General features: G+C 37.5%; 28 protein-coding genes. 19 read left to right on the top strand and 9 right to left on the bottom strand.

The window, feature by feature from the left end; translation table 11 throughout:
* Positions 1-66 precede the first annotated feature (66 nt).
* On the bottom strand, positions 67-507 hold the full coding sequence (locus tag A0F92_RS12470; protein ID WP_068246644.1) for a retropepsin-like aspartic protease: 441 nt from the start codon (positions 505-507) through the stop codon (positions 67-69).
* Between the two features lie 178 nt (positions 508-685).
* Between A0F92_RS12470 and A0F92_RS12465 the strand changes: the two genes are divergently transcribed.
* The 3 genes from A0F92_RS12465 (at position 686) to A0F92_RS12455 (ending at position 3360) form a co-directional block, all read left to right on the top strand.
* Positions 686-1126 carry a single-stranded DNA-binding protein gene (locus A0F92_RS12465; RefSeq protein WP_068246641.1) on the top strand — a complete coding sequence of 147 codons (441 nt, stop codon included), beginning with the start codon at positions 686-688 and terminating at the stop codon, positions 1124-1126.
* A 164-nt stretch (positions 1127-1290) separates the two neighbouring features.
* The gene (locus tag A0F92_RS12460; RefSeq protein ID WP_068246638.1) at positions 1291-2361 is read left to right on the top strand and encodes an Ldh family oxidoreductase; all 1071 of its coding nucleotides are present in this window, start codon (positions 1291-1293) and stop codon (positions 2359-2361) included.
* An 84-nt stretch (positions 2362-2445) separates the two neighbouring features.
* Complete coding sequence (locus tag A0F92_RS12455; RefSeq protein ID WP_253810436.1) at positions 2446-3360, top strand: chitinase; 915 nt, start codon at positions 2446-2448, stop codon at positions 3358-3360.
* A gap of 1 nt (position 3361) precedes the next feature.
* Here A0F92_RS12455 and A0F92_RS12450 read toward each other — a convergent pair whose 3' ends face one another.
* Complete coding sequence (locus A0F92_RS12450; protein ID WP_068246632.1) at positions 3362-3736, bottom strand: DoxX family protein; 375 nt, start codon at positions 3734-3736, stop codon at positions 3362-3364.
* 176 nt (positions 3737-3912) lie between these two features.
* On the opposite strand from A0F92_RS12450, the gene A0F92_RS12445 reads away from it, so the two are divergent.
* Positions 3913-5235 carry an aspartate kinase gene (locus tag A0F92_RS12445; RefSeq protein WP_068246628.1) on the top strand — a complete coding sequence of 441 codons (1323 nt, stop codon included), beginning with the start codon at positions 3913-3915 and terminating at the stop codon, positions 5233-5235.
* An 80-nt stretch (positions 5236-5315) separates the two neighbouring features.
* Here A0F92_RS12445 and queA read toward each other — a convergent pair whose 3' ends face one another.
* Both queA and A0F92_RS12435 read right to left on the bottom strand, forming a co-directional pair.
* The gene (gene queA / locus A0F92_RS12440) at positions 5316-6365 is read right to left on the bottom strand and encodes a tRNA preQ1(34) S-adenosylmethionine ribosyltransferase-isomerase QueA (protein WP_068246625.1); all 1050 of its coding nucleotides are present in this window, start codon (positions 6363-6365) and stop codon (positions 5316-5318) included.
* Positions 6366-6513: 148 nt separating this feature from the next.
* Positions 6514-8271 carry a dipeptide ABC transporter ATP-binding protein gene (locus tag A0F92_RS12435; RefSeq protein ID WP_253810434.1) on the bottom strand — a complete coding sequence of 586 codons (1758 nt, stop codon included), beginning with the start codon at positions 8269-8271 and terminating at the stop codon, positions 6514-6516.
* A gap of 129 nt (positions 8272-8400) precedes the next feature.
* Between A0F92_RS12435 and ccsA the strand changes: the two genes are divergently transcribed.
* The 4 genes from ccsA to A0F92_RS12415 all read left to right on the top strand — a co-directional run bounded on the left by ccsA (position 8401) and on the right by A0F92_RS12415 (position 12414).
* Entirely contained in the window at positions 8401-9078 is a 678-nt protein-coding gene (gene ccsA / locus A0F92_RS12430) for a cytochrome c biogenesis protein CcsA (RefSeq protein ID WP_253810432.1), read from the top strand.
* Complete coding sequence (locus A0F92_RS12425; protein WP_068246621.1) at positions 9078-9293, top strand: CcmD family protein; 216 nt, start codon at positions 9078-9080, stop codon at positions 9291-9293. Before ccsA ends, A0F92_RS12425 begins: the two co-directional genes overlap by 1 nt.
* Before the next feature lie 102 nt (positions 9294-9395).
* On the top strand, positions 9396-10814 hold the full coding sequence (locus tag A0F92_RS12420; RefSeq protein WP_068246618.1) for a Glu/Leu/Phe/Val family dehydrogenase: 1419 nt from the start codon (positions 9396-9398) through the stop codon (positions 10812-10814).
* A gap of 121 nt (positions 10815-10935) precedes the next feature.
* Positions 10936-12414, top strand: a complete 1479-nt coding sequence (locus tag A0F92_RS12415; protein ID WP_068246615.1) for a hypothetical protein — start codon at positions 10936-10938, stop codon at positions 12412-12414.
* Here A0F92_RS12415 and A0F92_RS12410 read toward each other — a convergent pair.
* Positions 12405-12836 (bottom strand): type I restriction enzyme HsdR N-terminal domain-containing protein, encoded by a 432-nt coding sequence (locus A0F92_RS12410; RefSeq protein ID WP_068246612.1) that lies wholly within the window; start codon positions 12834-12836, stop codon positions 12405-12407. The two genes, A0F92_RS12415 and A0F92_RS12410, sit on opposite strands and share 10 nt — an antisense overlap.
* A gap of 217 nt (positions 12837-13053) precedes the next feature.
* On the opposite strand from A0F92_RS12410, the gene A0F92_RS12405 reads away from it, so the two are divergent.
* Entirely contained in the window at positions 13054-13824 is a 771-nt protein-coding gene (locus A0F92_RS12405; RefSeq protein WP_068246609.1) for an AMP nucleosidase, read from the top strand.
* Here A0F92_RS12405 and A0F92_RS12400 read toward each other — a convergent pair.
* Together A0F92_RS12400 and A0F92_RS12395 are read right to left on the bottom strand one after the other, a co-directional pair.
* Entirely contained in the window at positions 13821-14477 is a 657-nt protein-coding gene (locus A0F92_RS12400) for a heme exporter protein CcmB (RefSeq protein ID WP_068246606.1), read from the bottom strand. The genes A0F92_RS12405 and A0F92_RS12400 overlap by 4 nt on opposite strands.
* Complete coding sequence (locus tag A0F92_RS12395) at positions 14477-15046, bottom strand: thymidine kinase (RefSeq protein ID WP_068246602.1); 570 nt, start codon at positions 15044-15046, stop codon at positions 14477-14479. The genes A0F92_RS12400 and A0F92_RS12395 overlap by 1 nt, the downstream gene beginning before the upstream one ends.
* Positions 15047-15120: 74 nt before the next feature.
* Here A0F92_RS12395 and A0F92_RS12390 point away from each other — a divergent pair, with 74 nt between their 5' ends.
* Positions 15121-15747 carry a hypothetical protein gene (locus tag A0F92_RS12390; protein WP_068246598.1) on the top strand — a complete coding sequence of 209 codons (627 nt, stop codon included), beginning with the start codon at positions 15121-15123 and terminating at the stop codon, positions 15745-15747.
* Here A0F92_RS12390 and A0F92_RS12385 read toward each other — a convergent pair.
* Positions 15720-16979 carry a 3-deoxy-D-manno-octulosonic acid transferase gene (locus A0F92_RS12385; RefSeq protein ID WP_068246594.1) on the bottom strand — a complete coding sequence of 420 codons (1260 nt, stop codon included), beginning with the start codon at positions 16977-16979 and terminating at the stop codon, positions 15720-15722. The genes A0F92_RS12390 and A0F92_RS12385 overlap by 28 nt on opposite strands.
* Before the next feature lie 118 nt (positions 16980-17097).
* On the opposite strand from A0F92_RS12385, the gene A0F92_RS12380 reads away from it, so the two are divergent.
* The 7 genes from A0F92_RS12380 (at position 17098) to A0F92_RS12350 (ending at position 23789) form a co-directional block, all read left to right on the top strand.
* Positions 17098-18228 carry a DegT/DnrJ/EryC1/StrS family aminotransferase gene (locus A0F92_RS12380; protein ID WP_068246591.1) on the top strand — a complete coding sequence of 377 codons (1131 nt, stop codon included), beginning with the start codon at positions 17098-17100 and terminating at the stop codon, positions 18226-18228.
* 3 nt (positions 18229-18231) lie between these two features.
* Positions 18232-19533, top strand: a complete 1302-nt coding sequence (locus tag A0F92_RS12375; RefSeq protein WP_068246588.1) for a UDP-glucose dehydrogenase family protein — start codon at positions 18232-18234, stop codon at positions 19531-19533.
* Positions 19534-19543: 10 nt separating this feature from the next.
* On the top strand, positions 19544-20524 hold the full coding sequence (locus A0F92_RS12370) for a UDP-glucuronic acid decarboxylase family protein (protein WP_068246584.1): 981 nt from the start codon (positions 19544-19546) through the stop codon (positions 20522-20524).
* A 21-nt stretch (positions 20525-20545) separates the two neighbouring features.
* Entirely contained in the window at positions 20546-21820 is a 1275-nt protein-coding gene (locus tag A0F92_RS12365; RefSeq protein WP_068246581.1) for a nucleotide sugar dehydrogenase, read from the top strand.
* Positions 21821-21829: 9 nt separating this feature from the next.
* The gene (gene rfbD / locus A0F92_RS12360) at positions 21830-22723 is read left to right on the top strand and encodes a dTDP-4-dehydrorhamnose reductase (protein WP_068246578.1); all 894 of its coding nucleotides are present in this window, start codon (positions 21830-21832) and stop codon (positions 22721-22723) included.
* A 97-nt stretch (positions 22724-22820) separates the two neighbouring features.
* Positions 22821-23285: a redoxin domain-containing protein gene (locus A0F92_RS12355; RefSeq protein ID WP_068246575.1), complete on the top strand. Its 465-nt coding sequence runs from the start codon at positions 22821-22823 to the stop codon at positions 23283-23285.
* A 156-nt stretch (positions 23286-23441) separates the two neighbouring features.
* Positions 23442-23789, top strand: coding sequence for a T9SS type A sorting domain-containing protein (locus A0F92_RS12350; RefSeq protein WP_068246567.1), 348 nt, complete (start codon positions 23442-23444; stop codon positions 23787-23789).
* Between the two features lie 7 nt (positions 23790-23796).
* Here A0F92_RS12350 and A0F92_RS12345 read toward each other — a convergent pair whose 3' ends face one another.
* Complete coding sequence (locus A0F92_RS12345) at positions 23797-24972, bottom strand: class I SAM-dependent rRNA methyltransferase (protein WP_068246560.1); 1176 nt, start codon at positions 24970-24972, stop codon at positions 23797-23799.
* A gap of 92 nt (positions 24973-25064) precedes the next feature.
* Here A0F92_RS12345 and A0F92_RS12340 point away from each other — a divergent pair, with 92 nt between their 5' ends.
* Together A0F92_RS12340 and dnaJ are read left to right on the top strand one after the other, a co-directional pair.
* Positions 25065-25625 carry a nucleotide exchange factor GrpE gene (locus A0F92_RS12340; RefSeq protein WP_068246557.1) on the top strand — a complete coding sequence of 187 codons (561 nt, stop codon included), beginning with the start codon at positions 25065-25067 and terminating at the stop codon, positions 25623-25625.
* A gap of 40 nt (positions 25626-25665) precedes the next feature.
* Complete coding sequence (gene dnaJ / locus A0F92_RS12335) at positions 25666-26826, top strand: molecular chaperone DnaJ (protein WP_068246555.1); 1161 nt, start codon at positions 25666-25668, stop codon at positions 26824-26826.
* Positions 26827-26829: the final 3 nt, after the last annotated feature.

Below are 26829 nucleotides of genomic sequence, written 5' to 3'. Positions count from 1 at the left end.
TTGTTTTTTATTTCAACAGACATGTAACACCCTTTTTTTGTTTAAATCCGGGAATAGTCTGTTTTATTAAAAGTTGATGGCTTTTAAAATGTATTTACCCGAAGGGCCACTGTATTCAAAATGGCAAAATTGAAGCACATCTCTGCCTAAAATACCTTGGTACGGCGTTTGTTGAAAATTGCCTTCCACAATATCTAAGGGAAGCCCCTTTTGTAAAAAAATAGGCAGATAAAGCACACATCGGTATTTCTTTAATTGCACTAAGCCACCGGCTCCTTCTACCTGCGCTAATGCTGTGTATTCGGGTAGTTGCAGTAATTGAATTAAATCTTTATCTAATCCCGAAATACTGGCACCTGTATCAATCAACAATCTGGCTTTTTTGTACAATGAAGGTTGTTGTTTGTTTTTATTATATAAAAATGTATGCTCATTTGTATGAATTTCTGCCAAAATAATGGGCCCGTTTTCATTTAGTTCTTCTATAATAAATTGTTGTTGTTGCACTGGGATGTTTTATAACCAAAAGCTACTAATTTATTCGAAATCACCCAATGTGTTTTTTGTTTATCTTTTTTTGAAAATTCCCTGCACAAATTTTTAAAAGAACTGTTTTTGGCTTTGTTTTTTTTACTAATTTTCCATTTTACGCTTTTATTTTATTCAATGCCCAAAATTTAGAGATATGATTAAACTTCAGGTGATTGGAAATCTTGGTAAAGATGCCGTAGTAAACAATGTAAATGGCCGTAATGTCATTAATTTTTCAGTGGCACATACCGAGCGTTATAAAGATGCACAAGGCGCCCAGAAAGAACGAACAACTTGGGTAGAGTGTGCTTATTGGACCGACAGGACAGCTATTGCCCCTTATTTAAAAAAAGGCACCCAGGTGTATGTGGAAGGCCAGCCCGATGTTAGAACTTATGCAACACAAGATGGCAGACAGGGTGCTTCTTTATCGCTGCGTATTGCCAGTGTTCAGTTATTGGGCAGCAGGCAGGAAGGTGGTACGGGTGGAAATAATCCTTCCGGTAATGCATCGGGTGGTGCTTATCAGTCAACCCATACATCTGTAGAGCAAGCCTCTGATGCTCCGGATACCGGTGATGATTTGCCATTCTAAAATACAATATAATTTTTGTTTTAGCCGGGTATCTCAATGCCCGGCTTTTTCATATCACTTTTAAATGCGGTATGCATACTATTTTAAAACATATTACCGTGTTGCTAACAATTATTACTGAATGGTTTTAATAAATTGCAACTTTTTCATCCTTATTTATCGCTATGTTGTACTCCTATTCTACACTTTTTCAATTTACCAAAAACACATTCTTACAAATGGGCTGCTCTGAAACAGATGCACAAACTGCTACCACTGTTTTGCTTTCAGCCGATGTAAGGGGTATTGATAGTCATGGTGTTGCTCGCCTAAGTGGTTATGTGCGTTTATGGGAAGCAGGCCGTATCAATACAAAACCCCATATTAAAATAATACATGAAACTCCTTCAACGGCAGTGGTAGATGGTGATGCCGGATTGGGCCTGATAGTTGCTCCTTTTGCCATGAATATTGCCATACAAAAGGCCCAACAATGTGGCACCGGTTGGGTTAGTGTACAAAATAGTAACCACTTCGGTATTGCCGGTTATCATGCCATGATGGCTTTACAGCAAGATATGATTGGCATTGCCATGACCAACGCCAGTGCGTTGGTAGCACCTACATTTTCTGTTGAAAAAATGTTAGGTACTAACCCAATAGCCGTGGCCATACCGGCCGGGCAACAGCCACCCTTTGTGGCTGATTTTGCCACTACAACCGCATCGAATGGGAAATTGGAAATTTTGCAACGGAAAAATGATGATGCACCGTTAGGATGGGTGCAAAATGAAAAAGGAATGCCTACTCAGGATGCTGCCATTTTAAAAAAAGGTGGTGCTATGCTGCCATTGGGCAGTGATAGGGAACATGGCAGCCACAAAGGTTATGCTTTGGGAAGTATAGTAGATATTTTTTCAGCAGTTTTAAGTGGTGCGGCTTATGGTCCATGGGTGCCCCCATTTCCTGCCTATGTACCCATGCCTGAAGATATGCCGGGAAAAGGCCTGGGGCATTTTTTAGGAGCAATGCGTATTGATGCATTTAGACCAGCCAATGAATTTAAACAGCACATGGATCATTGGATTGAACGTTTTCGCAATGCTAAAACCGTAAATGGACAGGATAAAGTTTTAATTCCCGGCGATCCGGAACAGGAAATGGAAAAAATAAGGATGCAAACAGGCATACCATTATTGGCACCTGTTGTGAACGATTTAAAAATGATTGCAGAAAAATTTAAACTGGTTTGGTAGAGGTTAAAAAATGAAATTTTCTTTCTAACACAAACATGGCAGCGAATTTGTATGGCAGTTACAACTGTGTTGAAATACTATTGTATGAAGATAAAGCTGAGCAAAATTTGGATGATATTGCTAACGATAATCATGACTTTTTCATTCATGTCATGGATATCTTCCCGCAGTCAATCAAAGTTGCCCGGCCCAATTGTAACAGATAGTTTGGCCGTACAAAAAAGAGTATTATCGTATTTAAATCAACAAAAATGGAATGAATTGTTCCCGCATCGGTATGGCATTCAGCCGGCAAATTCAAAAAATGGTTTATCTGATTTTTATTCATTTGATGCTTTTTTGAATGCCATAAAATTTTTCCCCGAATTTTTAGATGTAAAAGATAAAGTATTACAAAAACGAGAACTGGCTGCATTTTTAGCCAATATGGCTTATGAAACAGGTGGGGGATGGCCCGATGCCCCAGATGGATATTTTAAATGGGGACTACATTTTGTGGAAGAACAGGGTTGTACAAAAGGATGCCCACAGTATACCGATACTTCTAAAAAAGACTGGATGCCGGTAGCCGGCAAATCTTACCATGGCCGGGGTCCTTTACAACTCAGCTGGAATTATAATTACGGACAATTCAGTCAATTTTTTTACGGCAATAAAGATAGTTTGTTACTACATCCTGAAATAGTGGCTGAAAATTCATTGGTTTCATTTGCTTCTGCACTTTGGTTTTGGATGCATGACCAAAAACCCAAACCCTCCTGTCATGCAATAATGGTGGGCAGTTGGCAACCCAATGCTTATGATAGTGCACGAAATATTTTGCCAGGTTTTGGGGCAGTTATCAATATCATCAATGGTGGGATTGAATGTGGTACCGGTAAACCCGATGGTACTTACAGTCGTGTAGGATACTATCGGTATTTTTGTAATTATTTTAAAGTAAGCCCGGGGACAGATAGCAGTTGTATGGAACAAAAGCCATTCAACAGTATAAATTAAACTATCGGGTAAAAGTATACGCCCAGTAAATCAATACAAACTGCAACAAAGTTCTAATAAAGGCCAGTTGTTTGGTGAGGGTAAATTTTCCCATTTTAAAAGGAGCCAGTTGTTGCATGTGAATGTGTACGGGGAAAAAACTAGTAAGCATAGCCATAATAATCCATGCAGCCCAATAACGCGTTTCATCAAAATATAATGCTATGCCCAGTGTAATTTCTGCAATACCAGCCGCGATATTCAAGAATTTTTTAGCAGGAAAATAAGATGGCATTATTTTGATATATATTTTAGGGCGAAGAAAATGATTGATGCCGGCAAACACATAAAGCAGAATCATTAACCAAAGCGAAATTGTATGAATACCGGTTTGCATTTCATTCAAAGTTTTTGATAAAAATATCAGGAAACCTACTAACGTTTGTTATTAAAAAAGAATAGCTGTATATGCGATATGGCAATTACTTTTGCAAACAATTTAATGAAAAGTGATGAAACACTATCATTCAATGAATTAAATTTTTTTATTCAGTTAAAATTTTACAGGCATCTATGAAAGTAATGAAATTTGGAGGCACCAGTGTAGGAAAGCCGGAAAGAATGCATCAGGTTGCCCAATTAATTACCAAAGGCGATGAGCCGGTAATTACTGTGTTAAGTGCATTAAGTGGTACCACCAACGCTTTGGTTGAAATTAGCAGCCATTTAGCAGATGGTAATAAAGAAGAAGCTCGAGCATGCATTCAAAAATTAGAAACGCATTATCAATCTTTCATTCTTTCACTTTTAAAACAACCCGAATTTTTAGCAAAAGCCAAGGCAATTGTTGCTGAGCATTTTGAATTCCTGAATATCATTACACGGATATCATTTAGTGATGCATTAAATAAAGATATTTTAGCACAAGGTGAATTGATGAGTACCCGCCTCTTTTCAGTGTATTTAGAAGAACAGGATATTGATCATGTATTATTACCTGCATTAGAGTTTATGCGGATAGATGCAAATGAAGAACCCAATTTACCTGTTATTAAAACCAAGATAGAGGCTTTACTGAAACAGCATTCCGATAAAAAATTATTTATTACCCAGGGATATATTTGTAAAAATGCTCGTGGTGAGGTAGATAATTTGAAAAGAGGTGGAAGCGATTATACCGCATCACTGGTTGCAGCAGCAGTGAATGCCAGTGTTTGCGAAATATGGACAGATATTGACGGGATGCACAATAATGACCCCCGTGTTGTAAATAAAACCATTGCCATTGAGCAATTAAGTTTTGATGAAGCAGCGGAGCTGGCCTACTTTGGTGCAAAAATTTTGCATCCTACCTGTATTTGGCCTGCACAACAGCAAAATGTTCCGGTTAAGTTACTGAATACCATGGAACCCACTGCAAAAGGCACTACCATTATGCATGAAGCGGGCAGTGTTGGGGTAAAAGCCATTGCAGCAAAAGATGGTATTTTTGCCATAAAAATTCGAAGCAGCCGCATGTTACTGGCTTATGGTTTTTTGCGTAAAGTTTTTGAGGTGTTTGAAAAATACAAAACATCTATCGATATGATTACTACCTCGGAAGTAGCTGTTTCTGTTACCATCGATCAACCGGTTTTTTTAAATGAAATTATCCGTGAGTTAGAACCATTTGGTGTAGTAGAAACTGATAAAGAACAAACCATTATTTCTATTGTAGGCAATCAAATTGCTGAAACCAAAGAGGTATTAAAGAAGCTGTTTGATGCCATACATGATATTCCTGTGCGGATGGTAAGTTATGGTGGCAGTCCGCACAATATTTCGCTTCTGGTACCTTCTGCCTATAAAAAAGAAACCCTTCAATTATTGAACAAGGGTTTATTTGGCCTGGAATAATTACATATAAAAACATATATATAAAGACTGCAATTTTTTCAAGCTGCAGTCTTTTTTAGTTTTAGATTTTGTTGTGATGCTTAAATAATCAGTAAAGCATCACCATAGCTGAAGAAACGATATTTATCTTTTATTGCTTTTTTATAAGCCTCCATGGTTAAGTCATAACCCGCAAATGCACAAGTCATAATTAACAAACTAGTTTTGGGTAAATGAAAATTGGTTACCAAACTGTCTGCCACACTAAATTCATAGGGAGGATGTATAAAATGATTGGTCCAACCTTCACTGGGCTTTAATAATTTTTGTGCAGTAAAACTACTTTCCATAGCACGCATGGTAGTGGTACCAATTGAGCAGATGCGATGGCCGGTTTGTTTGGCCGTATTCACAATGCGGCAGGCTTCTTCTGTAATTTGATAGTATTCTGCATCCATTTTGTGTTTACTTAAATCTTCTACTTCAATGGGCCTAAAAGTACCTAAGCCGGTATGCAGTGTAACTTCCGCAAAACGGATACCTTGAATTTCGCAGCGTTTAATTAACTCTTTACTAAAATGCAAACCTGCAGTGGGGGCTGCTACAGCACCTTCATATTTTGCATAAACGGTTTGGTAGCGCTCTTTATCTTCTTCATCGGGTTTGCGTTTAATGTATTTGGGTAAGGGTGTTTCACCGAGTGTTTCCAGCATTTCTTTAAAACTGGCGTCATCTCCTTCCCACAAAAAACGAATGGTACGGCCACGGCTGGTGGTGTTATCAATTACTTCTGCCACCAATTCTTCATTATCACCAAAATACAATTTATTACCTACTCTAATTTTACGGGCTGGATCTACAATAACATCCCATAACCTGTTGGGTTTATTGAGTTCTCTTAACAGGAAAACTTCAATTTTTGCGCCGGTTTTTTCTTTTCTGCCATACATTCTTGCTGGAAAAACCTTGGTATTGTTCACTACAAACACATCCTTATCGTCAAAATATTCCAATATGTCTCGGAAATGTTTGTTTTCCATGTTGCCGGTTTTACGATCAACCACCATCATACGGCTGTCTTCTCTTCTTTTTGTGGGGTTTTGTGCAATTAGATTTAACGGTAAATCGAATCGAAATTGAGATAATTTCATGTGTCTAATCTTTTTTTTGAAATGATAGCCACATTCAGTTTGCCGCCGCCTTACGGGGCGACTCGCTTCATGTTACGGCATGAATTTTTTTGAAGGGTGCAAAGTTAAGCTTATTCGCTATACTTACAAAGTAAATCATGCAAATATATTACAGCATGGCATTGATTAGGGTTTGGGTATAAGCGCTTGCCGGATGATGGAAAATTTGTTCTGTAGTACCTATTTCTTCTATTCTGCCTTTATTCATTACCATTATTCTGTCGCTGATATATTTTACAACACCCATATCGTGCGAAATAAAGATACCTGTATAATTGAATTCATTTTTTAAATCATTGATTAAATTTAAAATATGTGCCTGCACACTTACATCCAATGCTGCTACACTCTCATCGAAAATAATGAGGCTTGGATGTACTGCCAAAGCTCGTGCAATCACCACTCTTTGTCTTTGACCACCACTGAGTTCTTTAGGATAACGGCTATAATAATTGGGATTGAGTTTTACTTTCTCCAGCAAAGCCAACACATGTTCTTTCTTTTCAGATGGCGTTGCAAACAACCCGTGTACTTTCATTGGTTCGGCAATAGTTTCTCCAATGGTTTGGCGGCTGTTTAATGAGGTATAAGGGTCCTGAAAAACCATTTGTATTTCTTTGCGCCAGTGCTTATTTGTAGAAGATAAGGCAGATAAATTCATTCCATTAAAGTGAATGGAACCAAATTCAACAGGTATAATTTGCATGATGGCTTTTGCCAATGTGCTTTTGCCACATCCACTTTCACCTGCCACACCCAAAATTTCACCTGTATACACTTCAAAATGAATATTGTGCAATATGTTTTGGAAGGCAATTGGGGTGCCTGCCATATTTCTTTTAATAGGAAAACGAATATTCAGCTGTTGTACCTGCAAAATTGGGGTTTTACTGATAGGTGCAATTGTTGATGAATATTTTAAAGCCGGTGGATGATATGTTTTTGCAATGATACTCCCGTCTATTAATTTTTCCATTAAATCCTGAACCAGCGGTAAATGTTGCCCATGATGGTACATGGATGGGCGGCAGGTTAACAAGGCTTTTGTATAAGGATGCGCAGGATGACTAAAAATAACATCGTTGGTATTGCTTTCAACAATTTTTCCTTTATACATCACCAATACTTTTTGTGCATATTTTTTCACTACCCCTAAATCGTGGCTAATGAACAGGAGTGCCATTTGATGGGTTCTTTGTAGTTGCTGTAATAAATTGAGCAAAATTTTTTGAACGGTAGCATCCAGAGCTGTGATAGGTTCATCGCAGATCAACAGGTCGGGCTGGCAACTCATGGCCATGGCAATCATCACTCTTTGTTTTTGGCCGCCACTTAGTTCATGTGGGTATTTATAAAATAAACGTTCCGGATCGGGTAATTGTACCTGTTGAAATAAGGCCAGCGCTTTTTGTTTAGCTGCTTTTTTTCCCATTGACAAATGAGCTTTTATAGCTTCTGTTACCTGCTTGCCACAAGTCATGATGGGATTCAGCGATGACATGGGTTCTTGAAAAATCATGGCAATTTTTTGACCTCTGATGTTGCGTATTTGTTGCATTCCGGTAGTAAGCAAATCAATCGTTTCTTCCTTGTTATTGTAAACAATACTCCCGTTTTTGTAAAAAGCAGGAGGGCTTGCAATTAAACGTAGTACTGACAGGGCGGTAACAGATTTGCCACTACCGCTTTCTCCCACAATGGCCACCCATTCGCCCCGCGATATTGTGAACTGAATGTTTTCAATAGCAGTAGTAATGTTTTTATTTTGAACAAAATCAACTGATAGTTGATTGATTTCTAACAAAGGTTTAGACATAGTGCTAATTAAACCATTTTTCTGCATAGAATCTCTAATAATTTCAAACATTGTTTAAATGTTGTTTAACAATTGCATCACTGGTTAATCTTTGCGTAAATTTTATAACATGTATGCATTTCATGGCATACAATGCCCTAATTTTGCGAAACTAAAGTTTTGGCACAGCCCATTTTTGTTATGATAAAATCAGCTTGGTGGAAGATATTGAGTTTCTTGTTATTAATGTACACCTGTTTTATGGGGTTTTTAGTAAGAGTGCCTACGCCACCCGGTGTTCCTTTACAACAAAGCATCCGTAATTTATTTTTTCATGTGCCCATGTGGTTTGGGATGAATATTTTATTCTTGGTATCCTTTATATATGCCATAAAATATTTACGTAATCCGCTTAAAAAGTATGATACCTATTCATTAGAATATGCCCGTACCGGAATAGTTTTTGGCATTTTGGGCTTAATTACAGGTGCCATTTGGGCCAAATACCAATGGGGTGCTGCCTGGAGTGGCGATGCCAAACAAAATGGGGCTGCTATTGCTTTACTCATTTATTTGGCTTATTTTGTTTTAAGAGGTTCGTTGAATGATGATGAGAAAAAAGCCAGAGTAGGTGGTGTTTATAATATATTTGCATTTTTTATGCTATATCCCTCTATCTGGATATTACCCAGATTAGTAGAAAGTTTGCATCCGGGTGGATTGGGTAGTGATGGTAACCCGGCATTGAATGGGAATGATTTAGACGCTTCCATGCGTTTGGTGTTTTGGCCCGCTGTTATTGGCTGGTCACTTTTAGGTGTTTGGATAACCACCTTGCGTATTCGGTTACAATTTATTAAAGAAAAAGCCATAGCATAATGATAAAAAAAATAAAATTTTGGATGATGGCAGTATGCTTATTCTTATTGAATAATGTACTGATGGCACAAACCAATACGCCAGATGATGGCAGCATCATGAAAAGTAATGGAAAAATTTATGTAGTAATGGCAGTGGTAGTGGTAATTGTGCTGGGCTTATTCATTTACCTGATTGCATTAGATCGTCAAATCAGGCGCATTGAAAAAAAGTAGAACATCCTATTTCTCCCACTTCATTATTAAAAATACACACAATTTTATCTTCACTAGCATAAACGATTTACTACGATACATAACATTTAAAAACGATTGATTATGTCAAATGAACAGTACAGCTTTTTTCATAACGTAGAACGCAGTTTTGATAAAGCAGCAGAATTTACCAAATGGGATAAAGGTTTGTTAGAACAAATCAAAGCCTGTAACAGTGTATATAGAATGCGTTTTCCTGTTAAAATGGATGACGGCAGGATAGAAGTAATTGAAGCCTATCGGGTACAACACAGTCAGCATAAATCACCATGTAAAGGGGGTATTCGCTTCAGTGAAGCAGTTGATCAGGACGAGGTAATGGCTTTGGCCAGTTTAATGACTTATAAATGCGCCATTGTAAATGTGCCTTTTGGTGGAGCCAAAGGCGGAATTAAAATTAATCCCAGAAATTACAGCACTTATGAGTTAGAAAAAATTACCCGCCGTTATACCAGTGAATTGGTAAAGAAAAATTTTATTGGCCCCGGCATAGATGTTCCGGCACCCGATTATGGAACAGGAGAAAGAGAGATGGCCTGGATTGTAGATACCTATGCTTCATTAAAGCCCGGCGAAATTGATGCTGCCGGTTGTGTTACCGGAAAACCCGTATCGCAGGGTGGGGTTCGGGGCAGAAAAGAAGCCACCGGATTGGGTGTATTTTATGGTGTTCGCGAAGTATGCAATATGGCCGACAGAATGAAAAAATTAGGCCTTACTCCCGGTGTTGAAGGAAAGAGAGTAGTAGTGCAGGGTTTGGGTAATGTGGGCTATCACTCTGCAAAATTTTTCAGAGAGCATGGTTCAATCGTTATTGCCATTGCTGAATATGAAGGTGCTATATTTAACCTCAACGGTTTGAATGAGGAAGCAGTATTTCAGCATCGAAAATCAACCGGTTCAATTTTAAATTTCCCCGGTGCAACAAATATTGTAAAAAGTACTGATGCATTGGAATTAGAATGTGATATTTTGATACCTGCAGCATTGGAGAATGTAATTAATGGCAATAATGCAGACCGCATCAAAGCAAAAATTATTGGAGAAGCTGCCAACGGTCCATTAACACCGGAGGCCGATGCTATTTTAAACAAAAAAGGCACTTTAATTGTGCCTGATATGTACTTAAATGCCGGTGGTGTAACGGTGTCTTATTTTGAGTGGCTTAAAAACCTTTCACATGTGCGTTATGGCCGTTTGGAAAAAAGGTTTACTGAAAATATGAATAGCCATATTTTAACACAAATGGAATCATTAACCGGAAAAACTGTTTCTGATGCAGAAAGAAAATTTATTATGCATGGTGCCGAAGAGGTTGATTTAGTGCATAGCGGATTGGAAGAAACCATGATTACTGCTACACAGGAAATTATTGAGATTTGGGATAAAAATCCTGAAATTCCTGATATGCGTACTGCAGCGTATGTTTGTGCTATTAATAAAGTAGCCATTTCATATAATGAACTGGGAATTTTCCCATAATCTGCTTCATGTACTATGCTGAATAATATTGCCGTTGCTTTTGCAACGGCTTTTTTTTCGGTGTACAAAAATTGATGATACCAAATGAATTCATTAATTTAACTGTTGATTCATTGATGATATGAGAAACCTTATTGCTATATTCCTGCTCATTCCTGTTTGCCTTGAAGCACAACCGCCCAAATGGATCAATAATATTTTAAGTAGTGAGGTCATTAAAATTCCCGTTTATCAGATAGATACAGTCAGTACTTCTGTTTTGTATTTACCCATGCCTTTTGCCAAATCTGATTTTGTTGATACTGCCGGTGTCTTTTATTTACAACATGCAGATATTTTATCGGTTGATTTGGTATTTACTGATTATCCTGCAGCCAATACATTAACATCACTCAATGGTGCTCGGTTCAAATCATTGCTACAACTTATTCCCTTTATTCATGATCAATCTTTTACACAATGGAGAATGATTCGCCAAACCAATGGAAAGGATGCCATCACTTCAGAACAATTGATGCACGGATTCGTAATTCATTATCGTTCCTTTCCTACACTTGCCTCGGTTCAAAAAGAATTAACCCTGGTAAAACAAACAGCAACTGCACTCCGGCAATTATCATATCATCCGGTTCTGCAAACTGCTTCCAATGCACCTGAACCGGCTAAAAAAATCAGGTATTGGGATGTAATTTATGGTTCATCAGCATCCACCGCATCTGTATTCTATATCAAAAACAGGCCGGTATTGCAAATTGCTGATACTGTTTTTACTTCAATTGTACCATCCGATTCAATTGTGCAAATGCCTTTCGAGGCTGCCATGCAAAAAAGAATGCTTACCCGGCAACAACAACAAAAGTTTCAAAAAGCAACACAATTGTATTGTTTATTAGGTCCACCCCGTGAATGGCCGGATGATCAGCTGCATCAATCAGTTGTAATCGCCAAGTCATTACCGTTACCAGACACAACATTATTGCATAACCTGCGGCAACAATCATTCAAACAGGCATTATTGGTGGTAGATGTTACGGCCAGTATGTCGTTGTATACGATACAACTGTTGCATTGGTTACAACAAACAGATACGATGCATTCCATTAAACAGTTTTCCTGTTTTAATGATGGAGATGATATGCCTACAGCGCGAAAAGTAATGGGGCATACCGGCGGTATTTATATGCAACCGTATAGCAATATTAAAAATGCTGCTGCATTGATGGAAACTGCCATGCAAAAGGGTTCAGGAGGCGATACACCCGAAAATGTTTGTGAGGCGCTCATTCAATCTATAGCGCGTTGTGCAGATTGTAAAGAAGTTATTTTAATAGCTGATAACTGGGCGCCTGTAAGAGATATTGAACTGGTACAAGAAATAAAAAAGCCAGTAAACATTATGATTTGCGGTGGTACAATTGGCGTGCATCCTGATTATGTAACCATTGCCTATAAAACCGGTGGAAGTTTGCATTTCACTGATAAAACAATTTCAGATTTTAGTGCGTTGCAAAATGGGGGGGAGCTGCTGATCCGTTCTTTGCCATTCCGGATAGATAAAAATGGTCGGATTATGGTTAGTATCAACAGCCGTCATGAATGATATTCGGGTAAATCATCCAGGGCTTTTCCATTCATGGTATCCCAACAAAAACTTTGGTTCCCATTTGTTATTACCAGATAATCGGTTTTTAATATTTGTTGGTATGATAAAATCTGGTCAATAATTGAAGTGGATAAGGATACCTTCATCTCCTTACATTCTATCAGCATCCAGGGTACATTGTTTTTATAAATAGCAATATCAAATCTTTTCTTTTTATCGGTTAACCATATTTCCTGTTCTATTGCAATGAGCGATGCAGGATATTTTTTTTCTTTTACCAGATAGTTTAAAAAATTTTGCCTTACCCACTCTTCAGGTGTAAGTGTTACCCAAATTTTTCTGATGGTATCAAAAATAAAAGCTTTATCACCTTGTTCTTTAATACTAAAATCCGATTGAGGGTACTGTATTTGAATCATGATTTGAAGCTGGTTTTTGTCAGCTCAATTTTTTTGAAATAGTTTGTAAATATACGTTGTGATATTTTTTTAATGAATGTGTGCAACTTTTTAGCAAAAAAAGCTACATTTACCAGTTAAACTATCGGAAATTTTTGAAATGAAATCATTTACCCGCGGTTTTTGAAATTGGAATGATGTAACGATTGTGTATTTAAATAATATATATTAAGAAATTATGAAAACAAAATCTGAAATTGTAAAAAACTGGTTACCCCGTTATACAGGAGAAAAATTAGAAAACTTTGGGGAGTACATTTTGCTAACCAATTTCAATAACTATGTTGAAAAATTTGCAGAATGGAATAGAGTAAATGTAGTAGGAAAAGATCGTTCTTTTCAATGTGCAACAGCGAATGATATTACGATTATTAATTTTGGGATGGGGAGCCCGGGTGCAGCCACGATTATGGATTTACTTTCAGCCATTGAACCCAAAGCAGTATTGTTTTTAGGAAAATGCGGTGGCTTAAAAAAACGTAATAAAATTGGTGATTTAATTTTACCCATTGCTGCCCTTCGCGGGGAAGGTACTTCTAACGATTATTTTCCACCTGAAGTGCCTGCACTGCCGGCATTTGCTTTGCAAAAAGCTATTTCAACCACCATTCGTGATAATAAAGTTGATTATTGGACAGGAACTGTTTACACTACCAACAGAAGGGTTTGGGAACATGACGATGAGTTTAAAGCCTACCTTACCAAGGTTCGTGCTTATGCTATTGATATGGAAACAGCAACTATATTTACTGTTGGTTTTTATAACCATATACCTACAGGTGCATTATTGTTGGTAAGCGATTCTCCTATGATTCCTGAAGGAGTAAAAACAGAAGCAAGCGATAAAAAAGTTACCAGCAAATTTGTAGACCGACATCTAAAAATCGGAATTGATTCATTGTTGCAGCTTAAAAATAACGGATTAACGGTAAGGCACTTGCGTTTTTAATCTTTCCATAAAAAAGGAAATAAAATAAATGCCAGAATTGCCACCATTGCATCGAGGCCAATCATTAAACCTACCATTTGCCAGAGGCCACCCTGAACAACAGAGGAAAAGCCAATGGCTGCAATTTTAATGAGTAGCAACAATTGCGGTATAATGAGCGGAAACCCCATGATGGCCATTAATGCAGCCTGTTGCTCTGCTTTGGCGGCAATGGCTGCTAAAAATGTAAATACCAAACTAAGGCTAAGCCCGCCTAACATACTAATGCCCACAAAGGCTATCATATTTTCAAGCGGATTACCCAATAGCAAGGTAAATACAGCCAAACTAACAAGGCTCATCAATAACATGAGTATGGCATTAAACACCAGTTTTGCGATCATAAAATCGCCGGCACCTGCAATTGAATAAAAATACAACATTCTACCCCTGCTTTCAGCTAAAAAACTTTTGGCTACAGCATTAATGCATATAAATAATTGCACTACCCAAAATAAAGCATTCCAAACCCGATCTTCCGGTTGCCCCATACTTAAATACACTACAAAAATAGTAGAAGCCACATACAGTAAAATACCGTAGAAGGTATATTGCTGTCGGGTTTCGAGCAATATATCTTTTTTAATTAGGGCAATAATGTGCTGCTTGTTCATCAGGGTTTAATTTGATGGCATTTCCTGCATCTGGGTTCATAAATATCTTTTTCGCCCAATAAAACCTGGCCAGACTGTTCTGTTTTTCTATGCGATATGTTCGCGATATTGCCACATACTACACAAATGGCATGTAGTTTGGTAATGTAATCTGCTCGTGCTAACAAATTGGGCATTTGTCCAAATGGGTTGCCTAAATAATCCATATCTAATCCTGCAACAATAACGCGTATACCCCTTAAAGCCAATTTTTCACATACATCTCCAATTTCATCATCAAAAAATTGTGCTTCGTCAACTCCCACTACGTCAACATCCTGAGCCAAAAGCAATATGGTTTGCGAATTTTCTATGGGTGTAGATGCAATGGCATTGGCATCATGACTTACCACATCATTATCATCGTATCTTATATCAATTGCAGGTTTAAAAATTTCAACTTTCAAATTAGCAATTTTGGCTCTTTTCAATCTTCTAATCAGTTCTTCTGTTTTTCCGCTAAACATACTGCCGCATATCACTTCAATCCAACCAATTTTATCGCCTTTAATGTGTGGTTCTATAAACATTTTTTAAAAAGGGTTAATTGGTAAAAGCTTATTAACTTTAACCGTATTTTCAAACATCAAATGTATTACATCCTATGGAAAGAGTGGATACTCTTATCAACAAATTAAATGAGCAATGGGCAAAAAAAGAGTCATCGGCTGCTTTATTAGCCACTGTTCAATTGTTGCTGGCAGCCTTGCAGCAGGATCATCATCATGCGCCTGTGGGTAATCATGTATCGGTGGTGATGCCATTTCATTTTCCTGCTTCAGAACAAGCTATGCCCATTCCGGAAAAGAAAATTTTAGAGGATAATAAGGATACATCGAATCCCTACATAGCAAATCTATTCCAAAAGCCAACATTCATTCCGCATCCTAACAAACCCGCCTCCGAATTTATGGAAGGAATGGAAGGCGATAAAAGCCTGAACGAAAAATTAAAAACAGAAAAGAAAGAATTAGCAGCCACCTTACAGGAAGCACCCATAAAAGATTTACGCAAAGCCATTGGCATTAACGATCGCTATCTTTTTGTGAATGAATTGTTTCATGGAGATGAAACCATGTTTGAAAGGAGTATTAAAACCATTAATGGTTTTGCATCTTTTCCGGAAGCTTCATTTTGGATGGAAAAAGAACTAAAACTGAAATTAGGCTGGCAGGATGAGAATGAAACAATTGCCACTTTTTATCAATTGATTAAAAGAAGATTTTCCTGAATATATTTTACAATACCTCTGGTTGAACCAGCATGCTGTTGTACATAATTTCCGGAAATTTTACAGGCATTTGAATATAGCTCCGCTTCATTCAATAATTTTTTAAATTCTTGTTCAAGCATCAAAGCATCATCTATGCTAAAGGCTCCACCTAATTCAACCAAGGCTGTTGCTTCAAAAAACTTATCGTAAACGGGGCCAAAAACAACAGGTTTGCCATAAACGGCGGCTTCTAAAATATTATGTACCCCATCTTCCCCAAATCCACCTCCTACATAGCATATAGTGGCGTATCGGTACAATCGGCTTAACATACCAATATTATCAATGATTAAAACGTTGCATCCTGAAAAATCGATACCTGCATGTAAACCGGAGTAACAAATATTATTTTTATATAGTGCTTTGCATTCGGCAATTCTATCTTCATCAATTTCATGTGGGGCTATAATAAAACACAATTCCGGGTGTGTATTGGCAAAATGATCTAAGGCTTCATCATCTTCTGTCCATGTACTGCCGGCAACAATTACCTGCCTGTTTTGAATAAATTGTTCAATCAATGCATTTTGATAAGGCTCAAGGGCAATATTAGTAACACGGTCAAATCTGGTATCTCCGGCAACAGTGGTTTTATTGTCCAATCCAATAGAAGCGAGTAGTTTTTTTGAATCCTGATTTTGAACAAACAGATGTTGAAAGCAATGTAGCATGTTTCGATGCAGGCCTCCATACCATTTAAAAAATGGCTGGTTGCCTCTAAAAATGCCCGATACCAAAATGGCAGGGATATTTTTATTTTTGATGGCAGTTAAATAATAATACCAAAATTCATATTTAACAAATACCACCAAAGCAGGCATTGTTATGGTCAGCCATTGCTCAGCATGGGCAGCACTATCCATTGGTAAATAAAATATCCAATCAGCAATGGCATCATTCTTTTTTGCTTCATAACCCGAAGGAGAAAAAAAAGTAACCAGAATTTTATAAGTAGGAAATTGGGTTTTTATCTGTTCCATTAATGGCCTTCCCTGTTCAAATTCGCCTAATGAGGCGCAATGAAACCAAACATTGGGTGGAGCATTGTTTTGTATAGCAGCTGAAACCTGATCAAAAATATTTTTTCTGCCGGTTAACCACAAAGCAGCCTTTTTATTGCCACGTTGAATGAGCTTGGCAATAACCACATACAATTTTAAAAAAAGGTTATAAAAAAAAAGTTGCCACATAATTGTTGGTACAAATAAACGCTTTTAAACCATTTAATGTACAAGTTATGGCATGAAATATGTAAAACTGTTTTCAATTATAATTTTGTTTTACTTTTGCCGCACTTAAATTGAGCCCATGAAACCAATTCAAATGGTGGATACCAAAACCCAGTATCTTAAAATTAAAGATGCTATACAAGAAGGAATTCAGGAGGTATTAGAGAGTGCTGCATATATTAATGGGCCTGCTGTTCAAAGGTTTACCCATTCTTTAAATACCTATATGGGGTCCAAACACACCATTCCTTGCGCCAATGGTACCGATGCGTTACAAATTGCTTTAATGGCATTGGGTTTGCAACCCGGCGATGAAATAATTACTCCATCCTTTACCTATATTGCAACTACGGAAGTGGTGGCTTTATTGCGTTTAAAGCCGGTGTTTGTTGATGTGGATCCTGTTACATTTTGTATTGACCACAATGTTATTGAAAAATCCATTACTCCAAAAACCAAAGCAATTGTGCCGGTGCATTTATACGGACAGGCGGCGAATATGGAAGCAATTATGGCCATTGCAGAAGCACACCATTTATTTGTTGTGGAAGATAATGCGCAGGCCATTGGTTGTAACTATACCTTCTCAAATGGTACAACAGTAAAAACAGGAACCATTGGTCATATTGGATGTACCTCTTTTTATCCCAGTAAAAATTTAGGTGCTTATGGTGATGGGGGTGCTATATTTACCAACGATGACACATTGGCGGACAAACTAAAAATAATTGCCAATCATGGTCAAAAGGTAAGGTATTACCATGATGTAGTAGGATGTAATTCCAGATTAGATGCTATACAGGCCGCTATTTTAGATGTTAAATTAAAACACCTGGATGAATATATTGCCGCACGTAATCAGGCTGCTGCTTTTTATAACCAGGCATTTGCCAACCATGCAAATATTACTGTGCCGGGTATTGCATCGTATTCAAACCATGTTTATCATCAATATACGCTGGTACTGAATAATGCTGACAGAGATGCTTTGAATGCCTATTTGGCTGAACAAAAAATTCCTTCCATGATCTATTACCCTGTACCCGGCCATAAACAAAAAATGTTCAGCACATTTGGTTTGCCGGAAGTGCAGTTGCCTGTTACTGACTGGCTTACCGAACGGGTAATTTCACTGCCCATGCATACAGAATTAGATACAGAACAATTAGGATACATCACCACGCATGTTTTAAATTTTTTAAATAAATAATATATGAAGATAGCAGTTGTTGGTACCGGATATGTTGGATTGGTTTCCGGAACCTGTTTTGCTGAAACCGGTAATCATGTTACCTGTATTGATATTGATACCCAAAAGGTACAAAAATTATCTTCCGGCACTATTACCATTTATGAGCCGGGTTTAGAAAAAATATTCATCAGAAACTTAAATGAAAAACGTTTAGATTTTACTACCCAACTTGCCGATGGCATAAAAGATGCACAAATTATTTTTCTGGCATTGCCCACACCACCGGGTGAAGACGGGTCGGCAGATTTAAAATATATTTTAGGAGTTGCAGATCAGTTAGGAAAAATAATGACCGGTTATAAAGTAATTGTAGATAAAAGTACTGTACCCGTTGGTACCGCCGAAAAAGTAAAAGCTGCAATTGCCGCCAACTATAAAGGCGAATTTGATGTGGTAAGTAATCCTGAATTTTTAAGGGAAGGTGTTGCAGTAGATGATTTTATGAAGCCCGACAGAGTTGTAATTGGCACCAACTCGGAAAGAGCCAGAAAAATAATGGGTGAATTGTATGCGCCGTATGTACGGCAAGGTAACCCCGTTATATTCATGGATGAAAAAAGTGCTGAGCTTACAAAATATGCTGCTAATTCGTTTTTGGCAACCAAAATATCATTCATGAATGAAATTGCACAACTCTGCGAAAAGTTAGGAGCAGATGTGGATATGGTGCGCAGAGGCATAGGTAGCGACGAACGGATTGGAAAAAGATTTTTATTCCCCGGTATTGGTTATGGTGGCAGTTGCTTTCCAAAAGATGTGCAGGCCTTAATTAAATCTGCCGAACAAGTGCAATACGATTTTAAAATTTTAAAAGCAGTTGAAACAGTAAATGAAAACCAAAAATTGCACCTACTTCCTAAAATAAAAAATTATTTTTCAGGCAAACTGACAGGTAAGCATTTTGCATTGTGGGGTTTAGCTTTTAAACCGAATACAGATGATATTCGTGAAGCACCTGCTTTGTATATCATTCAGGCATTATTAGCCGAAGGTGCTACCATTACAGCTTTTGATCCGGAAGCAATGCACAATGTGCAACAGCAAATTGGCGATCGTATTCACTATGCAAAAGATCAGTATGAAGCCCTGCAAAATGCAGATGCATTAATTATTGCTACTGAGTGGAATGAATTCAGAACACCCGATTTTGACGAAATGGTAAAAAGAATGAATCAGAAAACTATATTTGATGGCAGAAATTTATTTGAAGTAAAAACCATGCAGGATAAAGGTTTTTATTACGAAAGTATTGGCCGTCCATAAAAACAATTACATGGAAAAAAAACGCATTCTCATTACCGGAGCAGCCGGATTTTTAGGCTCGCATTTATGCGACAGATTTATAAAAGAAAGCTATGATGTTATTGGTATGGATAACCTGATTACAGGTGATCTGCGCAATATTGAGCACCTGTTTAAACTGCCCGAATTTGAATTTTATCATCACGATGTATCTAAATTTATACATGTACCCGGTAAGCTGGATTATATTCTTCACTTTGCCTCTCCGGCTAGCCCCATCGATTATTTGAAAATACCCATTCAAACTTTAAAAGTCGGCTCGTTGGGTACGCATAATTGTTTAGGCTTAGCAAAGGAAAAGAAAGCAAGAATGCTCATTGCTTCTACTTCAGAAGTATACGGCGACCCATTGGTGCACCCTCAAAATGAATCGTACTGGGGAAATGTGAATCCAATCGGTCCTCGTGGTGTATATGATGAAGCCAAAAGATTTCAGGAAGCCATTACCATGGCATACCATACCTATCATGGATTAGAAACCCGTATTGTTCGTATTTTCAATACGTATGGCCCTCGTATGCGTTTAAATGATGGCCGGGCATTACCCGCTTTCATTGGTCAGGCTTTGCGTGGGGAAGATTTAACCGTATTTGGTGATGGAAGCCAGACTCGCTCTTTTTGTTATGTAGATGATTTAATTGAAGGAATTTACAGATTGTTGTTAAGTGATTATCCTTATCCGGTAAACATTGGCAATCCCAATGAAATCAGTTTAAAAGATTTTGCAGAAGAAGTATTGAAATTAACCGGCGCCGCTGTAAAAATAGTGTACAAACCCTTACCTGTAGATGATCCAAAGCAAAGGCAACCCGATATTACAAAAGCAAAAGAAATTTTAGGATGGCAACCCACTATTGACAGGGCAGAAGGCTTGAAGCGCACTTACAATTATTTTAAATCTTTACCACAGGAAGAATTATTTAAGCAGCCAAAAGAATTTGTGCAGCATTAAATTGTATTCAACAAAAAAATTATGCAACAAAAAGAGAAAGTAGCTATTATTGGCTTAGGCTATGTGGGGCTTTCTCTTGCATTGGCATTTGCCCAAAAAAGAGGAGTAATAGGTTTTGATATTAATCCTGATAAAATTCAATTGCTACAAAATAAGATTGATCCAAATCAGGAATTTGATGCAGATGCTTTCAATGATATTGATATTCAATTTACAGATCAGCTAAAAGATATTGCCGGTGCTGATTATTATATTGTTGCGGTACCTACTCCTGTAAATGGAGAACGGATTCCTAATTTAACAGCATTGCTCAATGCCTGTAAAAGTGTGGGAACCGTTATTACTCCCGGTAATATTGTTATTTTCGAATCCACCGTTTATCCCGGTTGTACCGAGGAAGATTGTATTCCTTTGATTGAACAGGTAAGTGGCTTAAAAGCGGGTACTGATTTTTTTTATGGATACTCTCCCGAACGAATTAATCCAGGTGATGCGCAACATACACTGGAGCAAGTGATAAAAGTAGTAGCAGGGTGTAATGAATACGCCACTTCAAAAGTTGCTGCATTATATGGAGAAGTAGTGCAGGCAGGTATTCATATTGCACCGAATATTCAAACCGCAGAAGCCGCCAAAATAATAGAGAATACCCAACGCGATTTGAATATTGGATTGATGAATGAATTGTCGATGATTTTTGATAAAATGCAGTTAGATACCAAAGCCGTACTGGCTGCTGCAGCCACAAAATGGAATTTTATGCCATTTTCACCGGGGCTAGTGGGCGGTCATTGTATTGGCGTTGATCCCTATTACCTTACTTATAAAGCAGCCAGATTAGGCTATAATTCCAGAATTATTACTGCTGCAAGAATGATTAATGATGGAATGGGAAAATATGTTGCCGATAAAATTATACAACACTTAATTGTAGCTGTTGATGTGGTGAAAAGTGCGAAGGTGTTGGTGATGGGTGCTACTTTTAAAGAAAATGTATCAGATATCAGAAATGCCAAAATTGCTGATGTGGTATTTGCATTACAGCAATTGAATATACAGGTGCATGTAACAGACCCCAGAGCCAGTCACAATGCCCTGATGCAGGAATATGGATTTGGATTAACAACATCGGTTGAGAAAGATTATGATGTGGTTATTGTGGCTGTGCCGCATAAAGAATATTTAATATTAACCGATGCGTATTTTACTTCTATTACACAACCACATGCCTTGATTGTAGATATCAAAGGAATTTATTCAAATAAAATTTATTCCAGAAAATATTGGTCACTTTAATTTACGTTCATGTATTTACCAGTTGTACTTGTTACCGGAAAAAATGGTCAGTTAGGCAGTGAACTGCAACAGCTTGCTGTTCAGTATAAAGCGCGGTTTCAGTTTATTTTTACAGATAAATCTACACTGGATATTACCAATCCTGATGTCGTTTACCATTTTTTTGAGCAACACAGACCTCAGTTTTGCATTAACTGCGCCGCCTATACAGCTGTAGATAAAGCAGAAACTGAACAACAGCAGGCCTATGCCATTAATGCAGAAGCTGTGAATACATTAGCCAAAGCCTGCGCTGAAACGAATGCCGGTTTCATTAGTTTTTCAACTGATTATGTTTTCGATGGCACACAAAATAAACCCTATGAGCCGGATGATGTTACGCAACCTGTTAACTATTATGGTTATTCAAAATACATGGGTGAACAACTGGCGCTTAAAAATTGTGAAAAATCAATCATTATACGAACATCATGGGTTTATAGCAGGTATGGCAATAATTTTGTAAAAACTATGTTGCGTTTAATGAAAGAACGTATTGAAATTAACGTGGTAAACGATCAGTATGGATGCCCAACCTATGCTGCGGATCTTGCAAAAACTGTATTGGATATTTTGCAACCATTAAGCAATGCATCTTTCAATTATTTCCCATCCGGCATTTATCATTATGCCAATGAAGGTGCTATTTCATGGTTTCAATTTGCACAGGCTATACAGCAATTAACCCAATTGCCCTGTACTGTACATCCCATTCCATCATCTGCGTATCCAACTGCGGCAAAGCGGCCAATGTATAGTGTATTGAACATAAAAAAAATATTGCATGTGTTTCATCTGCAACAGACTAACTGGTGGCAGAGTTTACAAAGTTGTTTAACTGCAATGCAAGCTATGCAACAATAGTATGCATATTGCCATAGTATTTATATGTTATGGAACAATTTCAAAATTTTCTTGTTATAACTTCAGTTCATTCTAAACATTAAAAAATATAAATTTTATGCAATTACAAAAAGGAATGCAGGCACCTGATTTTACGCTTTATGATACGGATAGAAATCAGGTAACATTAAGTTCATTGAAAGGCAAAAAAGTAATCTTGTTATTTTTTCCAATGGCTTTTACCGGTGTTTGTACCAAAGAATTATGTGCAGTTAGAGATGGTATGGCAGTTTATAATAATTCAGATGCAGTAGTATTGGGCATTTCAGTAGATTCTCCTTTTACTTTAGCAAAATTTAAAGAAGCAGAAGGCCTAAATTTTCAATTGTTGAGCGATTTCAATAAAGAAGTTTCAACGGCTTATGGTGCAATATATGACTCATTTATTGGATGGATGAAAGGTGTTAGTAAAAGAGCTGCATTTTTAATTGATGCCATTGGCACTATTCAATATGCAGAAGTTTTAGAAAATGCCGGCGATTTACCCAATTTTGAAGCCATTCAACTTATACTGACAGCATAAATGTAGCCATTTTAAAAAGGGATTGTTTCGTTAACAATCCCTTAATTTTTCTACAAACCTGCTTCATAAAATTGTACAGTTGTTGTAGTAATTACCAAAATGGTTCTCTTATTCACCGGTATGCAGTAACTTGGCTAAGCAATTAAGTGTTGATTGATGACGAAACTTTACATTACAATTTTATTGTTTTTTGCATGTTTTGCAGGCAATGCACATCCTGAAAAACCTGTTTTCCCTGATAATTTTGATCAGGCAAAATTGGTAACTGCCTACCCCAATCCTGCTACTTCATTCATCAATTTTGAATTTGAAGGCAATCTGAATTATAAAAATTATACTTTATATATATTCAGCTTTATTGGCAAAAAAATGAATGATTATTTGGTGGATGGTACCAAAATTACTGTTCCGCTGGATGATTATTACCGCGGCATGTATGTGTATCAGTTACGCAATCAAAACGGCATCATTGTTCAATCCGGGCGCTTTCAGGTAGTAAAATAATATTGCGCTATTGGTCTTGAACTTCTACAATTAAAAATTTCAGGTATTCCGTATTGTCTAATCCCCGAATGATTGGATGGTCATTGGATTGTGTTTGAAACAAAACCTGTCGTATTCTTTTTCTTGCATCCTTTGCAGCCATTTCAATGGTGGTTAAGAATTGCTGTGGTGTTATTAAATTGCTACAACTGGAGGTAACCAAAAAACCGCCGTTTTCTACTAATTTCATGCCGCGTAAATTAATTTCCTTGTATCCGTTTAATGCATTTTGAATATTGCTCCTGCTTTTGGTAAATGCAGGCGGGTCTAACATCACTACATCATATTTCTGTTCTTCTTTGGCCCATTGTTTCAGCACATCAAATGCATTGGCTACTTCAAACCGGCAAATGTTTTCTAATCCGTTTAAAGCCGCATTTTTATTGGCTTGCTGCACTGCCTGTTCGCTAATATCAATTCCTTTTACTTTTTGGGCACCAAAATGTGCAGCATGAATTTCGAATGTGCCGGTATAAGTAAACGCGCCTAAAACATTTGCATTTTTTACAATGGGTTCAATTGCATTCCGGTTGTGTTGCTGGTCTAAAAAATAACCGGTTTTTTGTCCGTTTTCTATATCCACATAAAATTGTAACCCGTTTTCATTCAATAGAATATTGGTGGGAAATGCAGCCGATAAAAACCCTTTTTGTTGTGGTAAACCCTCCAGTTCCCTTACAGGCACGTCATTGCGTTCATAAATTCCTTTAGGATGAAATATTTGTTCCAAAGCAGCTATAATGGCAGGTTTCCATCGGTCAATACCCAATGCCAATGTTTGAATAACAAAATAAGCATTAAACTTATCAATAATCAGAGCGGGCAAACCATCGGCCTCGCCAAAAACCAACCGGCAATTTTCCCGATAGCCTAATTTTTGTCGGTATTGCCAGGCCAACATTATTCTATTGTAAAAAAAGTCTTCATCTATTTTTTCCTTTTTTCTTGTTAACAGCCGAACCGTGATCTGCGATTTTGGATTGTAATAGCCAATTCCAATCAATTTTTTATCATTGTTGTATACTTCAACCAAATCGCCTGGTGTAATGTTTTCGGGAATCGGTTGTAATTCATTCCCAAATATCCATGGATGGCCACCGGCAATTCGGGGATTCATTTTTTTGTTTAAAAAAACCTTTGTCATTTTGCAAAAATAAGCGCAACACCTGCCAATTTTACTGATTCAGGCTTATTGGCAAAAAAATTGCCTTTCTTCAATCACTTCAAATATGAACTATGCAAGGAAAAGACAAACACCAAAAACACGTTACTGAGAGTGATTTATCATTAAATACTGACGAAAATGCAGCCGGGTCTGCACATTTAAAAGAACCCGTGGCAGAACAGGGGGAAATAGAAAAATTAGAAGCCGAAGTACAGGAACAAAAGGATAAATATTTACGTTTATTGGCTGAATTCGAAAATTTTAAGCGTAGAACAGCGAAAGAACGTTTGGAATTGCAACAAACAGCCGGAAAAGAAGTGATTGTATCTTTATTGGATGTATTGGATGATTGTGACAGGGCCGAGAAACAATTGAACACCACAGATGATATTGCCCTGCAAAAAGAAGGGATTCAATTAGTTTTTAATAAACTAAGAAATGTGCTGCAAAACAAGGGGTTAAAAGTAATGGACAGCATGCAAACTGATTTTGATATTGAAAAACATGAGGCTATTACCGAAATTCCTGCTCCGAATGAAAGTTTAAAAGGTAAAGTATTAGATGAGGTACAAAAAGGTTATTATTTGAATGATAAACTGATACGTTTTGCGAAAGTAATTGTTGGAAAATAATATGTAGTGTCTACTACCACAATCACAAGAAAAATTCTATATGTCAAAAAGAGATTATTACGAAATCCTAAGTGTTTCTAAAACTGCTACTGCTGAAGAAATTAAAAAGTCGTACCGCAAAGTAGCGATGCAATATCATCCGGACAGAAACCCTGGCGATAAAGCGGCGGAAGAAAAGTTTAAAGAAGCAGCAGAAGCCTATGAAGTGTTAAGTGATCCGGATAAACGTGCCCGCTACGACCGTTATGGCCATCAGGCTTTTGGCCCGGGAAGCGGTGGTTTTGGTGGTGCCCAAAATATGGAAGATATCTTCAGCCATTTTGGCGATATATTTGGAGATGATGTATTTGGCAGTTTTTTTGGCGGCGGAGGTTCCAGACGCGGTAACAGTGGCAGAAGACCAACCGGACAAAGAGGTAGTAATCTTCGGATAAAAATTAAACTAACTTTTGAAGAAATTGCCAAAGGAGTTAATAAACAGGTAAAAGTAAAAAAATATATTGTTTGTTCTACCTGTGGAGGCAATGGTGCAAAAGATAAAAACAGTATACAAACCTGCGGTACTTGTGGTGGCTCCGGACAGGTGCGGAAGGTTACCAATACTTTTTTAGGACAAATGCAAACAGTAACCACCTGCCCTACCTGTAATGGTGAGGGTAGTACTGTCACCAATAAGTGTACTGCCTGTAAGGGGGAGGGAAGGGTATATGGCGAAGAAACCATTTCAATTGATGTACCTGCCGGCGTGCAGGAAGGTATGCAATTGAGCATGAGTGGAAAGGGCAATGCAGGAGAACGAGGAGGTATGCCTGGCGATTTACTTATTCAGATTGAAGAAGAAGCCCATCCTGATTTACAGCGTGATGGGTTAAATGTAGCATTCGATTTGCATATTTCTATTCCGGAAGCCATTTTTGGTACACAGGTAGAAGTACCTACTATCGATGGAAAAGCTAAAATTAAAATACCGCCCGGTACGCAAAGCGGGAAAATATTTCGTTTAAAAGGGAAAGGCTTTCCTGAAGTACAGGGTTATGCTAAAGGTGATCAATTGATTCATGTCAATATCTGGACACCTCAAACAGTTTCGGCGGAAGAAAAGGAAATTATGGAAAAATTAAGCCATAGCCCCAATTTTAAACCGCAGCCCGGTAAAAATGATAAATCATTTTTTGAAAGAGTAAAAGAAGCATTTCAATAAACT

Origin of the sequence: Hydrotalea flava (assembly GCF_001623405.1) — a bacterium.
Classification (GTDB): domain Bacteria; phylum Bacteroidota; class Bacteroidia; order Chitinophagales; family Chitinophagaceae; genus Hydrotalea; species Hydrotalea flava.
Note: the sequence above shows the minus strand (reverse complement) of the source record. Positions and strands in the feature narration are given on the sequence as shown.